Source organism: Pseudomonas sp. GL_090 (assembly GCF_057837765.1).
In genome coordinates this window covers 3,448,459-3,464,954 of the sequence record NZ_CM174452.1, presented here as the reverse complement: position 1 = coordinate 3,464,954, position 16,496 = coordinate 3,448,459, and the positions used below count along the sequence as shown (strand labels likewise).

Annotated in this window: 12 protein-coding genes; 2 read left to right on the top strand and 10 right to left on the bottom strand. The window is 62.2% G+C overall.

Features of this window, described 5'->3' with window-relative positions; translation table 11 throughout:
- Window positions 1-14: 14 nt before the first annotated feature.
- The 8 genes from AC3ITA_RS15485 to glgA all read right to left on the bottom strand — a co-directional run bounded on the left by AC3ITA_RS15485 (window position 15) and on the right by glgA (window position 12,860).
- Window positions 15-815 (bottom strand): endonuclease/exonuclease/phosphatase family protein, encoded by an 801-nt coding sequence (locus AC3ITA_RS15485; RefSeq protein WP_150672902.1) that lies wholly within the window; start codon window positions 813-815, stop codon window positions 15-17.
- Between the two features lie 96 nt (window positions 816-911).
- Complete coding sequence (locus AC3ITA_RS15480) at window positions 912-1,670, bottom strand: PIG-L deacetylase family protein (RefSeq protein ID WP_095943606.1); 759 nt, start codon at window positions 1,668-1,670, stop codon at window positions 912-914.
- A 213-nt stretch (window positions 1,671-1,883) separates the two neighbouring features.
- A complete protein-coding gene (glgX, locus tag AC3ITA_RS15475) occupies window positions 1,884-4,043 on the bottom strand; it encodes a glycogen debranching protein GlgX (RefSeq protein ID WP_095943590.1) in 2,160 nt (719 codons plus the stop codon).
- Between the two features lie 200 nt (window positions 4,044-4,243).
- Window positions 4,244-4,579 carry a DUF2934 domain-containing protein gene (locus AC3ITA_RS15470; RefSeq protein WP_489277718.1) on the bottom strand — a complete coding sequence of 112 codons (336 nt, stop codon included), beginning with the start codon at window positions 4,577-4,579 and terminating at the stop codon, window positions 4,244-4,246.
- A 21-nt stretch (window positions 4,580-4,600) separates the two neighbouring features.
- Window positions 4,601-7,396 (bottom strand): malto-oligosyltrehalose synthase, encoded by a 2,796-nt coding sequence (locus AC3ITA_RS15465; RefSeq protein WP_489277717.1) that lies wholly within the window; start codon window positions 7,394-7,396, stop codon window positions 4,601-4,603.
- Window positions 7,393-9,471, bottom strand: a complete 2,079-nt coding sequence (malQ, locus tag AC3ITA_RS15460) for a 4-alpha-glucanotransferase (protein WP_489277715.1) — start codon at window positions 9,469-9,471, stop codon at window positions 7,393-7,395. The genes AC3ITA_RS15465 and malQ overlap by 4 nt, the downstream gene beginning before the upstream one ends.
- On the bottom strand, window positions 9,468-11,264 hold the full coding sequence (gene treZ, locus AC3ITA_RS15455; RefSeq protein WP_489277714.1) for a malto-oligosyltrehalose trehalohydrolase: 1,797 nt from the start codon (window positions 11,262-11,264) through the stop codon (window positions 9,468-9,470). Before treZ ends, malQ begins: the two co-directional genes overlap by 4 nt.
- Window positions 11,265-11,276: 12 nt before the next feature.
- Window positions 11,277-12,860: a glycogen synthase GlgA gene (glgA, locus tag AC3ITA_RS15450; RefSeq protein WP_489277712.1), complete on the bottom strand. Its 1,584-nt coding sequence runs from the start codon at window positions 12,858-12,860 to the stop codon at window positions 11,277-11,279.
- A gap of 559 nt (window positions 12,861-13,419) precedes the next feature.
- On the opposite strand from glgA, the gene AC3ITA_RS15445 reads away from it, so the two are divergent.
- A complete protein-coding gene (locus tag AC3ITA_RS15445) occupies window positions 13,420-14,232 on the top strand; it encodes a crotonase/enoyl-CoA hydratase family protein (RefSeq protein ID WP_150672896.1) in 813 nt (270 codons plus the stop codon).
- A 6-nt stretch (window positions 14,233-14,238) separates the two neighbouring features.
- A complete protein-coding gene (nudC, locus tag AC3ITA_RS15440; RefSeq protein WP_150672895.1) occupies window positions 14,239-15,069 on the top strand; it encodes an NAD(+) diphosphatase in 831 nt (276 codons plus the stop codon).
- On the opposite strand, the gene AC3ITA_RS15435 is transcribed toward nudC, so the two are convergent.
- Window positions 15,037-15,816, bottom strand: a complete 780-nt coding sequence (locus tag AC3ITA_RS15435) for a TSUP family transporter (RefSeq protein ID WP_150672894.1) — start codon at window positions 15,814-15,816, stop codon at window positions 15,037-15,039. The genes nudC and AC3ITA_RS15435 overlap by 33 nt on opposite strands.
- A 190-nt stretch (window positions 15,817-16,006) precedes the next feature.
- Window positions 16,007-16,483, bottom strand: coding sequence for a nuclear transport factor 2 family protein (locus AC3ITA_RS15430; protein ID WP_489277709.1), 477 nt, complete (start codon window positions 16,481-16,483; stop codon window positions 16,007-16,009).
- Window positions 16,484-16,496: the final 13 nt, after the last annotated feature.

Below are 16,496 nucleotides of genomic sequence, written 5' to 3'. Positions count from 1 at the left end.
TGAATGGCCGTGATTCAGAGATGCACTTCCACCGCCAGCGGCAAATGGTCAGACAGGTGCGTCCAGGGCTTGTTTCCCAGTATTTTCGGCTCATGGCTGCTGGCGTTGCGCAGGTAGACGCGGTCCAGGCGCAGCAAGGGAAACCGTGCGGGGTAGGTTTTGGCCGGACGCCCAAGGTGGCGTTCGAAGGCTTCGTGCAAGTAGTGGCGGCGGGCAAGGGCGGCATTGCCCTGCATCTGCCAGTCGTTGAAGTCGCCGGCAATGATAACCGGCGCATCATCCGGCAAGGATTCGAGGAGCTGACAGAGCAACTGCAACTGCAACTGACGATGGCTTTCCAGCAGGCTGAGGTGAACGCAGATGGCATGCACTTCGCTATGCCCCGGCACATCCAGCACGCAGTGCAGCAGGCCACGGCGTTCCGGGCCGGTAATGGAAACATCGAGGTTTCGATACTCGCGGATCGGGTATTTCGACAGCAGGGCATTGCCATGGTGACCGTCGGGATAGACGGCATTGCGCCCATAGGCGAAGTCGCTCCACATGCTGTCGGCGAGGAATTCATACTGCGAGGTTTGTGGCCAATCGTTGTAGCGGGAGGAGTGGCGCTCGTGCTCGCCGACGACTTCTTGCAGAAACACCAGGTCTGCCGACGTACTGCGCACCGCTTCACGCAACTCGGGGAGGACGAAACGCCGGTTGAGTGCGGTAAACCCCTTATGGGTGTTGACCGTCAGCACCCGAAGCCGATGAATCGCCGGGGGCGTGTTCAAGGGTGTCGATTCGGCTGCCTGCCGTTTTGAATGACTGGCCACTTACACTCCTCTGACTCAGGGCTGCTTATGTATGCGACTGATGCGACGGCAGTCAGTTCAGTCCGATGGGCTGAGTCGAACCGATAATAGATGAGTTCATACCAACACGACTTCATAAGGCAAACGGATACGCTCCAGCAGCGGTCGGGGCAGCGACGGCGCGAGGCCGATGGCCGGTTCGCCGTCCAGTTGACTGGCGTAGGCATGGGTGGCGTGGCTCTTGCGGGCGACGGTCCAGGTATCGAGGCGCACCTTGCGGGCACGGTGCCAGGGAATCAGCTCCCGGTCCCGTGCCGGCCAGTGCCAGGCCCAAAACGGTACATCGTTGTAGGTGGCCCCGATAGCGGCCGCCGCCCTGGCGCTGGCGCGGCCAACGGTGTCGTGGTCGACGTTGCCGTCCTGGCGCCAGGTGCTGAACACCACATCACCGGGGCGAAGGTAGCGCATGATGAATTGGGCGATCTGATCTTCGTGTTCCACCAGGGCGTTGTCGGTAAACCCGCCACGAATCCACTTCAGGCTGTGCATCGGCAACCCGAGTCGGCGGATGGCTTCGACGCTTTCCTGGGGACGAAATACGCTGAGGCGTTTTTCCGACCACTGCCGAGAGCCCGGATGGCTGGCGCTGCCGTCGGTGATCGAGATCAATTGCAGCGGGTGACCGAGGTTACTGAGCAACTGCAGCAGGCCGCCGCAGGTCACGACCTCATCGCCGGGGTGCGGGGCAATGAGCACCGCGCGTGCGCCGGTAGGCACCAGCGACTGGGTACTGATGACCGGAATACTGTCCAGTTGCGGGGCGCTGTTCCAGATCTGTGATGGCAGGCTGGCTTCGCTCAGGGAAACGGATTTCATGGTGGATACGTCCTTGTTCTGCGTCGCCTTCAGTCGTGCACGGGACAAGCCCGGCAGACCCGTGAGGGCTCGTTGATAGCCGTGCGACAAGCCAGACTCCGGATTGCCGCGAATCGAGTATTGCTCATGTAACGCTGTTCGTCGCGTCGCGAACCTGTCCAGAATGATTTTTCCGCTCTGCGGTGTTGCGACCATAAATGCCTGTAGGTTTTTTTACTCTTCTTCCTCATGCTGCAACTCGAACAGCAGCAACGAGCGGCCGGTGACCGAGTACTCGTGGCCAAACTCGAAGCGCTCCTGGCCGCGGATCGCCGGCTGGTTGGTGTCGATCATGCACGTCCAGAAACCGCCGTCAGGCACTTCCGGCAGCCGGAAATTGACGATGTCGTGATGCGCGTTGACCACCAGCATCAACGTCGCGTCGACGCCTTTGCGGCGAATGCCGGTTTCCTGGGCGCGGCCATCGAGCAGCATGCCCAGGCATCGATTGTGCGCATCGTGCCAATGCTCGGTGGTCATTTGCGTACCGTCCGGCGCCAGCCAGGTCACGTCCTTGACGCCGATGTCCTCGTTGTAATTGCCCACCAGGAAACGCCCGCGCCGCAGGACCGGGTAGGTCAGGCGCAACTTGATCAGGCGTTTGACGAACTTGAGCAGGGCCTTGCCGTCTTCGCTGAGGTCCCAGTTGACCCAGCCGATTTCGCTGTCCTGGCAGTACGCATTGTTGTTGCCGTCCTGGGTTCGGGCGAACTCGTCGCCGGCCACCAGCATCGGCGTGCCTTGGGCCAGCAGCAGGGTGGCGAAGAAATTGCGCATCTGCCGATGGCGCAGCGCGTTGATCTCGGGATCGTCGGTAGGGCCTTCGACGCCGTGGTTCCAGGACAGGTTGTTGTTGCTGCCGTCCTGATTGTTTTCGTCGTTGGCTTCGTTGTGCTTGTCGTTGTACGACACCAGGTCGTTGAGGGTGAAGCCGTCGTGGGCGGTGACGAAGTTGACCGATGAGTAAGGCCGCCGACCACGTTGATTGAACATCTCGCCCGAAGCGGTCAGGCGGCTGGCAAAGTCCGCCAGTTGGCCGTCGTCGCCTTTCCAGAAGGCGCGCACGGTGTCGCGGAACTTGTCGTTCCACTCGACCCAGCCCGGCGGGAAATTGCCGACCTGATAACCGCCGGGGCCGCAGTCCCAGGGTTCGGCAATCAGTTTGACCTGGCGCAGCACCGGGTCCTGGCGGCAGGCCACCAGGAAACTGTGGCGTTCGTCGAAACCGTCGTGATAACGCCCCAGAATGGTCGCCAGGTCGAAGCGGAAACCGTCCACGTGCATTTCCGAGGCCCAGTAGCGCAGGGAGTCGGTGACCATTTGCAGCACGCACGGGTGGCTCAGGTCCAGGGTGTTGCCGGTGCCGGAATCGTTGATATAGAAGCGCTTGTCGTCGGGCTTGAGGCGGTAGTAGGACGCGTTGTCGATACCGCGCATGGACAGGGTCGGGCCTTGCTCGTTGCCCTCGGCGGTGTGGTTGTAGACCACGTCGAGGATCACCTCCAGGTTGGCCTCGTGCAGGTGCGCGACCATTTCCTTGAATTCGGCGATCTTGCCGCTGGCCAGGTAGCGTGGGTCGGGGGCGAAGAACGCAATGCTGTTGTAGCCCCAGTAATTGGTCATGCCCTTGTGCAGCAAGTGCTGGTCATTGACGAACGCGTGGATCGGCAGCAACTCCACGGTCGACACGCCGAGCTTGCGGATGTGCTCCACCACATCATCGACCATCAACCCGGCAAAGGTGCCGCGCAGGTTTTCGGGAACGGCAGGGTGACGCATGCTGAAGCCGCGCACATGGGTTTCATAAATGATCGTCCTGTCCCACGGCACGCTGACCCGATGATCGTGGCCCCAGGTGTGAGCCGGGTCGATGACCTTGCATTTGGGTACGAAGGGCGCGCTGTCCCGTTCATCGAAGCTGAGATCGGCGTCGGGGTGGCCGATGGTGTAGCCGAACAGCGCTTCGGACCATTTCAGTTTGCCGACCAGTTGTTTGGCGTAGGGGTCGATCAGCAGTTTGTTGGGGTTGAAGCGATGGCCGTTGGCCGGGTCGTAGGGGCCGTAGACGCGATAGCCGTAGATCAGTCCCGGATGGGCGTCGGGCAGGTAGCCGTGGTAGATCTCGTCGGTGTATTCGGGCAGTTCGATGCGTTCGAGTTCCACCTCGCCGGCGTCGTCGAACAGGCACAGTTCAACCTTGGTGGCGTGGGCGGAAAACAGGGCGAAGTTGACTCCCAGACCATCCCAGGTGGCACCCAGCGGAAAGGGCAGGCCTTCGCGGATTCGTGTGGCTTCGGCGCGGGGGGCTGGCGCGGCTTTCTTCGGACTGGTCATAGGTACTCCCACAAATACTTGTCTGTACTGCAACCTGTGGGAGCGAGCTTGCTCGCGATAGCGGTGTGTCAGTCCACATGGGTGTTGGATGGTGGACCGATATCGCGAGCAGGCTCGCTCCCACAGTTTTTCAGGGCGAGCATTACCCAACGTGGCAAGCGGACTCGGCACCCCTTCAATCAGGTCAAACGGCGTGCGCCTCAAACCGCTGGCGGTTTTCGCGCAGCCCGGGTTTTTTTCTCGGCGGCCTTTTCTCCGGGCGGGATGACTTTCGAAGCTGCCGCAGGTTTGGCCTTGGCTTTCGGCGCGGCGGTCTTGCCATTGAGGGTCTTGTCCGGGCTGAGTTTTGCGTCGCCGGTTTTCTTCGGCGCTGCCTTGCTGGCGGGGGCCTTCGTGGACTTTTTCGGGGCCAGTGCTTCGGCTTCCGCCAGTTTGCACGCCATGTCCCAGTGGCGGGCTTCCTGGCCTTCGGGTTTGCCTTCGGATTCCCAGATCTGATAGGCAAATTCGCGGATGCGTTTATCGTCGGTACTCATCGCAATGCTCCTGAACTGAACTCAAGTGTGGGCAGTTTGAAAAATGAGATTGACCGGGAAATCCCCCAGCGCGGTGCTGATCGGCAGCTCCCTGTGTTTTGTGACTGTGATGCCGGAAAAAAGTCCCTGCAGATGTTCGTCAGGGGCGGTGAACGGCAATTTGACCCGGGTATCGCCCCACTGCAGCGCGTGGACCAGTGGGTCGGCACCGTTTTCCAGCAGTTCGGCACAACGTATCGGCACAATCACGATGGCGCGATTCCCCCCCCGTTCACGGACAAAACCCAGCACTCGATGGGCCTCGCTGCCCACCACTTCCAGGGCCTTGTAAGTGCCACGCCGAAACAGCTCGGCATGCTCGGCACGCAGGCTCAGGGTGCGCGCAATCAAGGCTTGCTTGATGCGCCCGTCACGCCAGTTCAGCAACAGGTCTGGCAGGTCCACCGTTTGCTGCAATGCCTGCTGGCGGCTGGCGTAATCCACGGGGCGACGGTTGTCCGGGTCGACCAGGCTGAAGTCCCAGAAATCGTTGCCCTGATACAAATCCGGTACGCCGGGCACGGTCATGCGCAGCAAGGTTTGCGCCAAACCGTTGAGTGCGCCGGGGACGGCAATCGAGCGGGCAGCCTTGGCAAGGGCCGTACGCAACAGTTCGCCTTCGGGGCTGAGCAACAGATGCTGGATGAAGTCCTCGGTCGCTTGCTCGTAGGGGTCATTGGGTGCGCTCCAGCTGCTTTGCAGTTTGGCTTCGCGCAGGGCCTTGCGTTGCCAAAGCCACAGGCGTTTTGCGTAGTCCTCGAGGGCCGGTGGATGATCGATCCCCAGCGCCAGCGGCCAGCTGCCGAGGATCGCCTGGTACAGAATCAATTCATCCCCCGTCGACGGCATTTGGTCGTCGTTGCGCAAGGGCCGGGCGAGGGCGCGCCACAGGCCGATCTGGTCGGCGTACCAGTGGCTGCGCTCGCTGAGTACCGCCAGCCGCGCCCGTGAATCTTCGCCGCGTTTGTGGTCGTGGGTGGCGCTGGCCAGCAGATTGTCCGGGAAGGTGTCGAGGCGTTCGATGCAGGCCTGGTGAAAGTCGGCGAGCGGTGCGCTGAACTGTTCGGTGTTGAAACCAACGTCATTGCGCGAGAGCAGGACGGCCGAACGATAGAGTGCGGTGTCTTCCACCGCTTTCGCCGCCGTCGGCGAGGTCAGTTGCTGGAAACGTACGCAGGCGTGCTTCAGGCGTTTGCGCTCGCGACCGGCCGGGCGCTGCCGCCAGGGTTCACCGCCGAGCCAGCCGGCCAGACAGTCGAGCACCGGCCAGTCCGCTTCGCCGAGGGTTTGACGGGCACCGTCCATGGCCTGGCGGAAAAACGCCTCGTCCTGGGCCGACCGGCCAAGGGGGCCGATGTAGGTGCGGTACACCGGAAAATGCACGATCAGCGCCTGCAAGGCCCGGCGAATGGCGCCGAGGGTCAGGTCGCGGCTCATGAGGTTGTCCCGGGCCACTTGGAGTAAGGCGTGGGCAACGCTTTCGAAATCTCCGGCCAGGGAACCGTTGAGGATTTGCTGGCGGGCCAGTTGTGCTTCCTGGCAGAAGTTGGCGGGCCGCTCGCTGTGGCGGTGCCAGAGCTCGGTCAATGTCTGCGCGCCCCTTGGATCCTGTTGCAGCAGTGACACCTGGTTCATGAATTCGTAGCCGGTGGTGCCATCCACCGACCAGTCGCGATGCAGGGCTTCGCCTTCGCCGAGAATCTTTTCGACATAGATGGGCAGGTGGCGGCCCGCTGACAGGCTGTCGACCCGGCGGCGCAGTTTTCGGCAGTAGCCCCGGGGATCGGCGAGGCCGTCGATGTGGTCGATGCGCAAGCCGTCGATCAGCCCCTCAGCCACCAGTTGGAAGATTTTCGCGTGGGTGGCTTCGAACACGGCGGGACGCTCGACGCGCAGCCCGCCCAGTTCATTGATATCGAAGAAGCGCCGCCAGTTGATGTCATCGGCAGCGGTGCGCCAACTGGCGAGGCGATAGCTCTGGCGCTCCAGCAGGTTGTGCAGGCGCTGGAAGCCTTCGCCGGTCAGTGAGTCGTAGTTGCTCAGGTGTTGCTCGATGGCCTGGGCAAGGGCCGGATCACTGACCAGATCGCGAAGTTCCGCTTTAAGCGGCAGGGCCAGACTGTGGGCATCGGTCTGGTAGCGCAGGGTGCTGAAGCGATCGGCGAGGTATTTCAGTTGTTCGGCCTGTTGTGTATCGAGCGGTGCATCGGTCCTGAGTAGCTCCCCATAATCGCTGGGGCAAATGGGAAAGCGGTGTTCGTAATGCTCGACATGGAAGCTGCCGTGCCAGGCATCGAATCGCAGGGGCAGGGTGCCGTCCTGCAGCGCGACGCCGTAGTCGCTGCCCAGAAACGGCAGGAGCAACTGGCCTTCCATCAACGGATCGGGTGAGTGCCACTGGATATCGAAAAACTCGCCGTAGGGGCTCAGGCGTCCCCACTCCAGCAAATCCAGCCACCAGGGATTGTCACTGCCGCCGACCGCCATGTGGTTGGAGACAACGTCGAGGATCAAGCCCATGTTGTGCCCGTGCAGGGCAGTGACCAGGCTGCGCAGCGCCGGCTCACCGCCCAGTTCCGGGTTGACCCTGGTCGGGTCCACAACGTCGTAGCCATGCATCGACCCGGCGCGGGCACGAAGCAGCGGGGAGGCGTAGACATGGCTGATGCCGAGGCGGGCGAAATACGGCACCAGTGGCACCGCATCTTCGAGCGTGAAGCCTTTGTGAAATTGCAGGCGCAAGGTGGCGCGCAGTGGACGGGTCGGCACCTGGGTCATCGATCACGCTCGGCCGCCTGGAGTCGCGCACAGGCGAGCAACTCCAGGCGTCGTGCGGCATCCGCTCCATCGAGCAGGGCTTCGCTGTAACCGGGCAAGCGCCGCGACCAGTTGGGGTGGGTGTCGGTGGTGCCGGGCAGGTTGGCTTGCTGTTCGACGCCAAGGGCATCTTCCAGCGGTAGCAGCACCAAGGGGGCCCGGGTATGACCAAGAAAACGCACGCTGGCATCGAGCACCTGGTCGGTTTCGTGGGACTCTTCGCGAAAGTTCTGTGGGTCCTGGCTCAACGCCCGGCGCAGGCCTTCACGCTCGCGCTCGCGGTGCTGGCGCCATTCGATTTCGCCGCTGGCATCGACCATGCCGAGCCGGGCGTTCCAGTCGATATCGCGGCCATGCCACCAGCCGTTGAGGGTCGGCAGGTCATGGGTGCTGGTGGTGGCCAGGGCGTTGTCCGGCCAGTCGAGGATCGGCTTGAAGTGGGTGTTGTCCTGTTCGAACAGCAACACTCGCATGCCCAGCATCGAGCGGGCGATGAGTTTTTCCCGCAGGCCGTCCGGCACGGTGCCGAGGTCTTCGCCGAGGACGATGGCTTGATGGCGATGGGATTCCAGTGTCAGCAGACGCAGCAGATCGTCCACCGGGTAATACAGGTAGGCGCCGTCGGCCGGCGGCGAACCATTGGGGATCACCCACAAACGCTGCAAGCCCATGACGTGATCGATGCGCAAGCCACCGGAGTGGGCAAAGTTGGCCCGCAGCATTTCGATGAAGGCCCGGAAACCATTGCGCACCAGGCCTTCAGGGGAGAACGCGGAAATCCCCCAGCCCTGGCCAGTACGGTTGAGAATGTCCGGTGGTGCTCCGACGGTGAGGGAGGCGAGCAGTTCATCCTGACGGCTCCAGGCCTGGCTGCCGCCACCATCGGCGCCAACGGCCAGGTCGGCGATCAGGCCGATACTCATGCCGCTGGTGCGGGCGGCGGTCTGCGCACGCTCCAGGCAGCGTGTGATCAGCCACTGACAGAAAGCGAAAAAGCCGATGCGCCCGGCATTCTCCTCGGCAAATGCCGCCAATTCGGCGCTACGCGGATTACGCCAGGGTTCGGGCCACTGCCGCCAGTCGAGGTGTTCACCCCGGGCGGCGCGCGCTTCCTGGATGGCTTCGAAGCGGCAATGGTTTTCCAGCGCTTCGCCGGCGGCGTGACGAAAACTGCTGAAGTCTTCGTGCAACGGGTGTTCACCCTGGACGAAACCTTCGTACAGCGACTGCAGCAACCGATGCTTGGCGGCAGCGGCGGCCGGCCAGTCAATCAGCGTGCGCTCTTCCAGCGCCTTGAGTTCAGCGGCCAGACCGGTCGCATCGATGGCGGTGCGCAGCGCGCGTTCGCCGAGAATGGTGCCGGGGGCGCAGTAAAGACTGTTGAGAAACAAACGGCTGGACGGCGAGTACGGGCTGTAGCGTTGGGTGTCACTGGAAAACATCGCATGCAGCGGGCTGATCGCCAGTGCCTCGGCGCCACGCTCGCCGGCCACCCGGGCGAGGTCCTCCAATGCTTGTGTATCACCAAATCCGCCATCGCCGGCGCGGCGCAATCCATACAACTGCACGCTCAGGCCCCAGGCACGCGGGATGGGGTTGTCCACGGCATCGGCCACGCTGTAGCAACGGGCCGGGGCCACGGCCAGGGTGAAGTTTTGTCCGTCGATGCTGACCTGTTGATAGCCGACCGGTACCAGCCCCGGCAGCACCGCCTTGGCGTCGAGTTTCAGGTTGAGCCGCGAACCGTCTTCGAGGTGGATTTCGCAAGGGGTTTCTGGCTCGAAAAAACGCGCCAGGTCCAGGCCCGCTCCGACATCGGCGGTGATCAATGGCGGCAAGTGATGAGTCTGTTGCGCCTCTTGCAGTTCCAGCAGGCTGGCATCGATTTCCTGGGCACTGCCGGCCGGATGACCAAGGCCGGTCAACACGTTGCGCAACACGGACGGCGGGACTTTTTGCGGGCGGCCGTTGGCGTCGATCCAGTCGACGGCGAGGCCGGCACGGCTGGCCAGGATTTCCAGTTGCGCATCACTCATGGACGCTCTCCAAACGAGGTAGCAAAGGGGGCTGCGGCGGCGAGGCTGACGAGCGCGCAATACGGGGCAAGGGTGTCTGGGGCCGGCAGGTCGGGGTTCAGTGGCGGGTATTCGAACAAGCGCGTGGCACCGGTCTGTGAGGTGTGGACTACGGGCCTGGCGCTGAGGTTCAGGTCAATGCGCAGTTGGCTGCCATCGCCCAAACGCCAGGAAGCACTGACTGCGCCTTCGCCCAGCACATCGGTGCCCAGAGCCTGGGCGCCTGGCAGGCGCGGGAGGATGTGGCGGTGCCGGATCTGCAACAGTCGGCGATACAGGTCGTGCATCTCGCACTGGCCGGTCAATGGCAGGACCGGGCGGGACGCTGCAAACGTCCGCGGATCATTGGGGTCAGGAATCTGTTCGCGCAGGATCGGGTCGGCAAAAGTGCTGAACGCCGCGAACTCATTGCGCCGGCCGTCGCGAACCTGTTTGGCCAATTCACCGTGATGGCTGGTGAAATACAGAAAGGGTTGTTCGACGGCAAACTCGTCGCCCATGAACAGCAGCGGAATCATCGGCGACAACAGCAACAACACCGTAGCGGCCCGCAGCGCTTGCGGATGGGCAAGTTGATGCAGGCGCTCGCCGAAGGCCCGGTTGCCGATCTGGTCATGGTTCTGCAAAAACAGGATGAAGGCACTGGGCGGCAGATGTCCGCTGGGTTCGCCCCGCGCCACACCATGGCGATTGAGATGGCCCTGGAACACGAAGCCCTGGCTCAGGCAGCGCGCCAGTTGTTCGGTGGGGTTTTGCGCGTAGTCGGCGTAATAGGCGTCGGTTTCGCCGGTCAGCAACACATGCAGGGCGTTGTGGCCGTCATCGTTCCACTGCGCGTCGTAACCCTGTTCGAGCAGGCTGGCCTGGTTGTGTTCGTTCTCCACCATCAGCCACACGTGCCGCGTCGGTCCCGTCTGCTGGCGCACCCGTCGCGCCAGCTCCTGAAGGAAATCCGGATCTTCGATGGCGTGCACCGCGTCCAGGCGCAAACCGTCGAAACGGTATTCCAGCAGCCACATCAAGGCGTTCTCGATGAAGAAGTCCCGTACTTCGCGACGGCGCAAGTCGATGGCCGCACCCCACGGTGTGTGTTTGTCCTTGCGAAAAAAGCCCTTGGCATATCGATGCAGGTAATTGCCGTCCGGGCCGAAGTGGTTGTAGACCACGTCGAGAATCACCGCCAGGCCGTGGCCATGGGCGGTGTCGATCAAGTGCTTGAGCTGCTCGGGGGAGCCGTACGACGCCTGGGGCGCGTAGGGCAGGACGCCGTCATAACCCCAATTGCGCTCACCGGGAAACTGCGCGATGGGCATCAGTTCGATGGCGGTGACACCCAGTTCGACCAGCCGCGCCAGATGCTGCTCGACGGCGCTGAAGCCGCCGAGCGCACCGACATGCAGCTCGTAGATTACCGCTTCGTTCCACGGCCGTCCCAACCAGGCACTGTGTTGCCAGGCATAGGCCAGCGGATCGACCACCACACTGTGTCGGTCGATATCGCCGGCCTGAGCGCGGGAGGCCGGGTCGGGCACTTCCAGTTCGCCATCGATGCTGTAGCGGTAACGCGTACCCGCCGCACATCGAGTGTTGCTCACGAACCAGCCGTCGGCCTGGGGCAGCAACGGCAAGGACTGTCCATTTTCCAGTTCGACACTGACGTAGAACGCATCTGGCGCCCACAACGCGAATCGCGTGTGCTCTGCGTCCAGCATGATTGCGCCGTGGGGCCAGGTCTCAAGGGTCCGTAACGGCATCTTGAAAGCCTCTTACTGTTTGTTCGATTTCCCCAATGCTTTAGCCACAAGCTGTTCGTAGAGCTCGGCGTAGGGTTCGACCGCCTTGCACCAGTTGAACGGCGCCGCCATGGCTCGGCAGCGCATGGCGTGCAGCAGGTCGGGAAAGGCGAACACCTTGAACGCGCGGCTCAGGGCTTCCTGGTAGCTCTGCACCGTGGATTCATCGAACAGGAAACCGGTCACGCCGTTTTCAATGGTGTCGGCCAGGCCGCCGGTGTTGCGTGCCACCGGCAACGATCCGAAGCGCTGGGCGTACATCTGGCTCAAGCCACATGGCTCGTAACGCGAAGGCATCAGCAGAAAGTCGCTGCCGGCGAACATGCGCCGGGCGTCGGTTTCGTTGAAGCCGATGCGCACGCCGATCTGCCCGGGGAAACGCAGGGCGAGTTCACGCATGGCCTGTTCTTCTTCCGGCTCGCCGCGACCGATGATCGCGATCTGCCCGCCGTTTTTGACGATGTACTCGGACACCGCTTCGGTCAGGTCCAGGCCTTTCTGGTAGACCAGTCGCGACACCACGGCGAACAGCGGCCCTTCGGAGCCTTGCAGGCCGAACAGTTCGCGGACATGGGCGGCGTTCACGGCCTTGCCCTCCCAGTCGCCGATGTCGAACGGGCAGAACAGGTGCGGATCGGTCGCCGCATCCCAGCTTTCATCGATGCCGTTGGGAATGCCGCTGAGCAGGCCTTGCTGGGTCTTGGCGGCGAGGAAACCGTCCAGCCCGCAGCCGAAATCCGGGGTAGTGATTTCCTGGGCATAGGTCGCGCTGACCGTGGTGATGTGGCTCGAATAGGCCATGCCGGCCTTGAGGAACGACATCTTGCCGTAGAACTCCATGCCTTCCTGTTGCAGCGCGTGATGGGGGATGCCCAGTTCAGGGCATGAGCCCAGGCTCGTCACGCCTTGGTAGGCCAGGTTGTGAATGGTGAACAGCGTCGGCGTGCGCTGCCCACGCCAGTGCATGTAGGCCGGGGCCAGGCCGGCGGGCCAGTCATGGGCGTGCACCAGGTCCGGGCACCAGTGGATCTGCGCGAGGTTGGCGGCAACATCGGCAGCCGCCAGGCCCAGGCGGGCGAAACGGATATGGTTGTCCGGCCAGTCGCGGCCGTTGTTGGCGCCGTAGGGCGAACCTTCGCGCTCGTAGAGTTCGGGGCAGATCAGTACGTAAATGACCAGACCATCGGGCATGTCCATGCGCCCGATCTTGCACGGTGGCAGCGCAGCATGACCGCCAAGCTCGCCAATGATATGGATCGGATTTTCGCTGTGCAGCACCTGCGGGTAACCGGGGATCAACACCCGTACATCGTGCAGATGGGCCATGGCCCGTGGCAGCGCCGCGGAGACGTCGCCCAAGCCACCGGTTTTCACCAGATCGGCAATTTCCGAGGTGACGAACAGGACTTTTTTTCGGTTCGGATTCTGGTTGGCTGCCGGGGTCAGGGTCCTTGTGCCTGGAACGCTGACGGGTTGGGTGTTTGCGGCAGTAACGGCGCTCGATTCGCCGACCTGATGAGCACGCTCTCCCTGTATTTCCAAAGCCGTACTGATCATATGAATCTCCCGTGTTGTTGATCTAATTCTTAGGTCTGGCAAACGGTGTTTCATGGCCGATTTCCCGTGGCCGGCGCAAACGCGCTGCGCATCAGTGAGCAAGCGCTGCCCAATGCGTCGAAGCAAAAGGGTTGAATCAGCCGTTGCAAAGATTGCACCAGTCGCAACGCACCTTCTTGTCAGAGGACCGATCGGGATTGGAAAAAGTTTCGACTATTTTTCCACTTTGTGACCGACCGGTTTCGCTTTGAGAAAATGAGTCTAGGCCAGAACTTAGAGCGGTGAAGGCCGGATGGCAAAATTGTTCGACAATCGGTTTGTAGCGGTACGGACGTGCCTGATCGAGGTGCAAACGCCCCGACGAAGTGCATGTTTTTTTGCGATTGCGGCGCAAAAAGTCACTGGGCAGTCACATAAATGTGCGACGTGATTTATCAGGAACGCACCATTGCGGTGCGCGTTTTTGAGTCCCGCATTTGGCCGAACCGCTGCCTTACTGCCCACCTTGATGCCTTGTTATAGTTCGGGCCTCATTTTTGCCCGCAAAAGGATCACTGGCATGTCGCAGTACACAGCGTTCAACGTCGAACTGGCCGATAAAATCGCCCATGTGCAGATCAACCGCCCGGAGAAGATCAACTCGATGAACGCGGCGTTCTGGAGCGAGATCGTCGAGATCTTCCAGTGGATCGACGACACCGATGAAGTGCGCGTGGTGGTGCTCAGCGGGGCAGGCAAGCATTTCTCCTCGGGGATCGACCTGATGATGCTGGCCGGTGTGGCTAATGAACTGGGCAAGGACGTCGGGCGCAATGCGCGCCTGCTGCGACGCAAGATCCTTACCCTGCAAGCCTCGTTCAATGCCGTCGATAACTGCCGCAAACCGGTGCTTGCGGCCATTCAGGGGTACTGCCTGGGAGGCGCCATCGACCTGATTGCCGCGTGCGACATGCGTTATGCCGCCGAGGACGCACAGTTCTCGATCAAGGAAATCGACATCGGCATGGCCGCCGACGTCGGCACGCTGCAACGCTTGCCGCGGATCATCGGTGACGGCATGCTGCGCGAACTGGCTTACACTGGTCGCACCTTCGGCGCCGACGAAGCGCTGGGCATGGGCCTGGTCAATCGCGTCTACAGCGACAACGCCAGCCTGCTCGACGGCGTCATGGGCATTGCCTGGGAAATCGCCGGCAAGTCGCCGATCGCCGTCACCGGCACCAAGGAGATGATCAGCTACATGCGCGACCATCGCATCGATGACGGCCTCGAATACATCGCCACCTGGAACGCCGCCATGCTGCAATCCACCGATCTGCGCGTGGCCATGGCCGCCCATATGAGCAAACAGAAACCCGAATTTCTGGATTGATTAACCATGATTCCTCGCTGGACCACCGCAGTACTGGACACCGATCAACCCGGCGGCTGGGCCGTCGCGCGCAGCCCCGAAGGCTTTCTGTTCGATGACAATGGCGCACTGTTCCCGCGCGAATGGCTGAAACGTCAGGACCTGTCGATTCTGGCCGAGCATGGCATCGGTCACCTCGATGGCGAGCCGGTCTATCTGCTGGAGTTGCGCAGTCACAGCGAAGTGCCGGGTTGCAACTGGAAAGGCCTGCGGGCGTTCATGCTCGAAGGCGATCACACGCTCTACAAGGTGCTCGGTTACGCCGCGCAGATTGGCACCTGGGCCCGCGAGCATCGCTTTTGCGGTAACTGCGGTCAGGCCATGACCCAGGTGCCGCGCGAACGGGCGATGTATTGCCAGCCGTGCGATCTGCGCAGCTACCCACGGATTTCGCCGAGCATGATCGTACTGGTCACTCGAGGCGATGAAGTGCTGTTGGCACGCTCGCCGCGTTTCGTCAGCGGTGTCTACAGCACATTGGCGGGGTTTGCCGAGCCGGGCGAATCGGCTGAGGATTGCCTGATTCGCGAGGTTCGCGAAGAGGTGAGCATCGAGGTCAGGAACATCCAGTACATGGGCAGCCAGTGCTGGCCGTTCCCGCACTCGATGATGCTCGGTTTTCACGCCGAATATGCCGGTGGCGAGATCGTCTGTCAGGAAGACGAGATCGAGGACGCCCAGTGGTTCAACGTGCACGAGCTGCCGCCGTTGCCGGCGTCACGCTCGATTGCCCGCTACCTGATAGACGTCTACGTGGCCCGGCGTTTAGGCCACGCTGAACCAGTGCTGCCAGGCTAGGCGCACGGTCAGGCCCAGCACCACGGTGATGAACACCGGGCGAATGAATTTCGCGCCGCCGCTGATGGCGGTGCGGGCGCCGAAGAACGCGCCGACCATCAACGACGAGCCCATGCACAGGCCGATGATCCAGTCCACCTGACCGGAAAAGATGAAGATCGACAGCGCTGCCGCGTTGCTGACGAAGTTCATGCTGCGCGCCACGCCGCTGGCCTTGACCAGGTCGATGGGGTAGAGCAGCAGGCTGCTCACGGTCCAGAACGCACCCGTGCCGGGACCGGCCACGCCGTCATAGAAGCCGAGGCTGAAGCCTTGGGTCGACTGCCACTTTTTCTTGATCGGTGCCTCGCTGTCCAACGGCGCTTTCGGCGTGCCGCCAAACAACAGGTAAACGCCACAGGCGAAGACGATCACCGGCAGCATCTTGTTCAGCCATTCCGCCGGCAGGTAATGGGCGACCACGGCACCGGTCAGCGCGCCGACCAGTGTACCGACGATGGCGTGCACCCATTGCGCGGGGTGGAACAGCTTGCGCCGGTAGAAGGTGAAACTGGCAATGGCCGAGCCGAAGGTCGAGCTGAGCTTGTTGGTGCCCAGCACCAGGTGCGGCGGCAGGCCGGCGGTCAACAGGGCCGGGGTGGTCAACAGCCCACCGCCACCGGCGATGGCGTCGATGAAACCGGCAACAAAAGCGACAAGGGCCAGGATGGCCAGGGTGGAGAGGTCAACGCTGAGTTCGAAGGGCATGGGATCGGCTTATTCGGCGGGTGCAGAAAGAGGCTGCGGGGAAGGGCAGCATCTTAACCACCTGCGCAACACAACACCATTGTGGGAGCGAGCCTGCTCGCGAAAGCGGTTTGTCAGCCAACACTGATGCTGGATCTGACGACCTCTTCGCGAGCAGGCTCGCTCCCACAGGGTTTAGCGTGAAGCTGAATTACAGGCCAAGATCCGACAGCCCTGGATGATCGTCAGGCCGACGCCCCAGCGGCCAGTGGAACTTGCGCTCGCTTTCCTTGATCGGCGTGTCGTTGATGCAGGCGAAGCGGCGGGCCATCAGTCCGTCCTCGTTGAACTCCCAGTTTTCGTTGCCGTAGGAGCGGAACCAGTTGCCGGAATCATCGTGCCATTCATAGGCATAACGCACGGCAATGCGGTTGCCGGTAAAGGCCCAGAGCTCCTTGATCAGCCGGTAGTTCAGCTCCTTGGCCCATTTGCGGGTCAGGAAGCCTTTGGCTTCTTCGCGGTTGTGGGCGAACTCGGCGCGGTTGCGCCATTGGGTGTCCAGGGTGTAGGCCAGGGACACGCGCTCCGGGTCCCGGGAGTTCCAGCCGTCTTCGGCCAGGCGAACTTTTTCAATGGCCGATTCACGGGTGAAAGGGGGTAATGGCGGACGAACTTCGGCATTAGACATTTCAAGTCTCCGT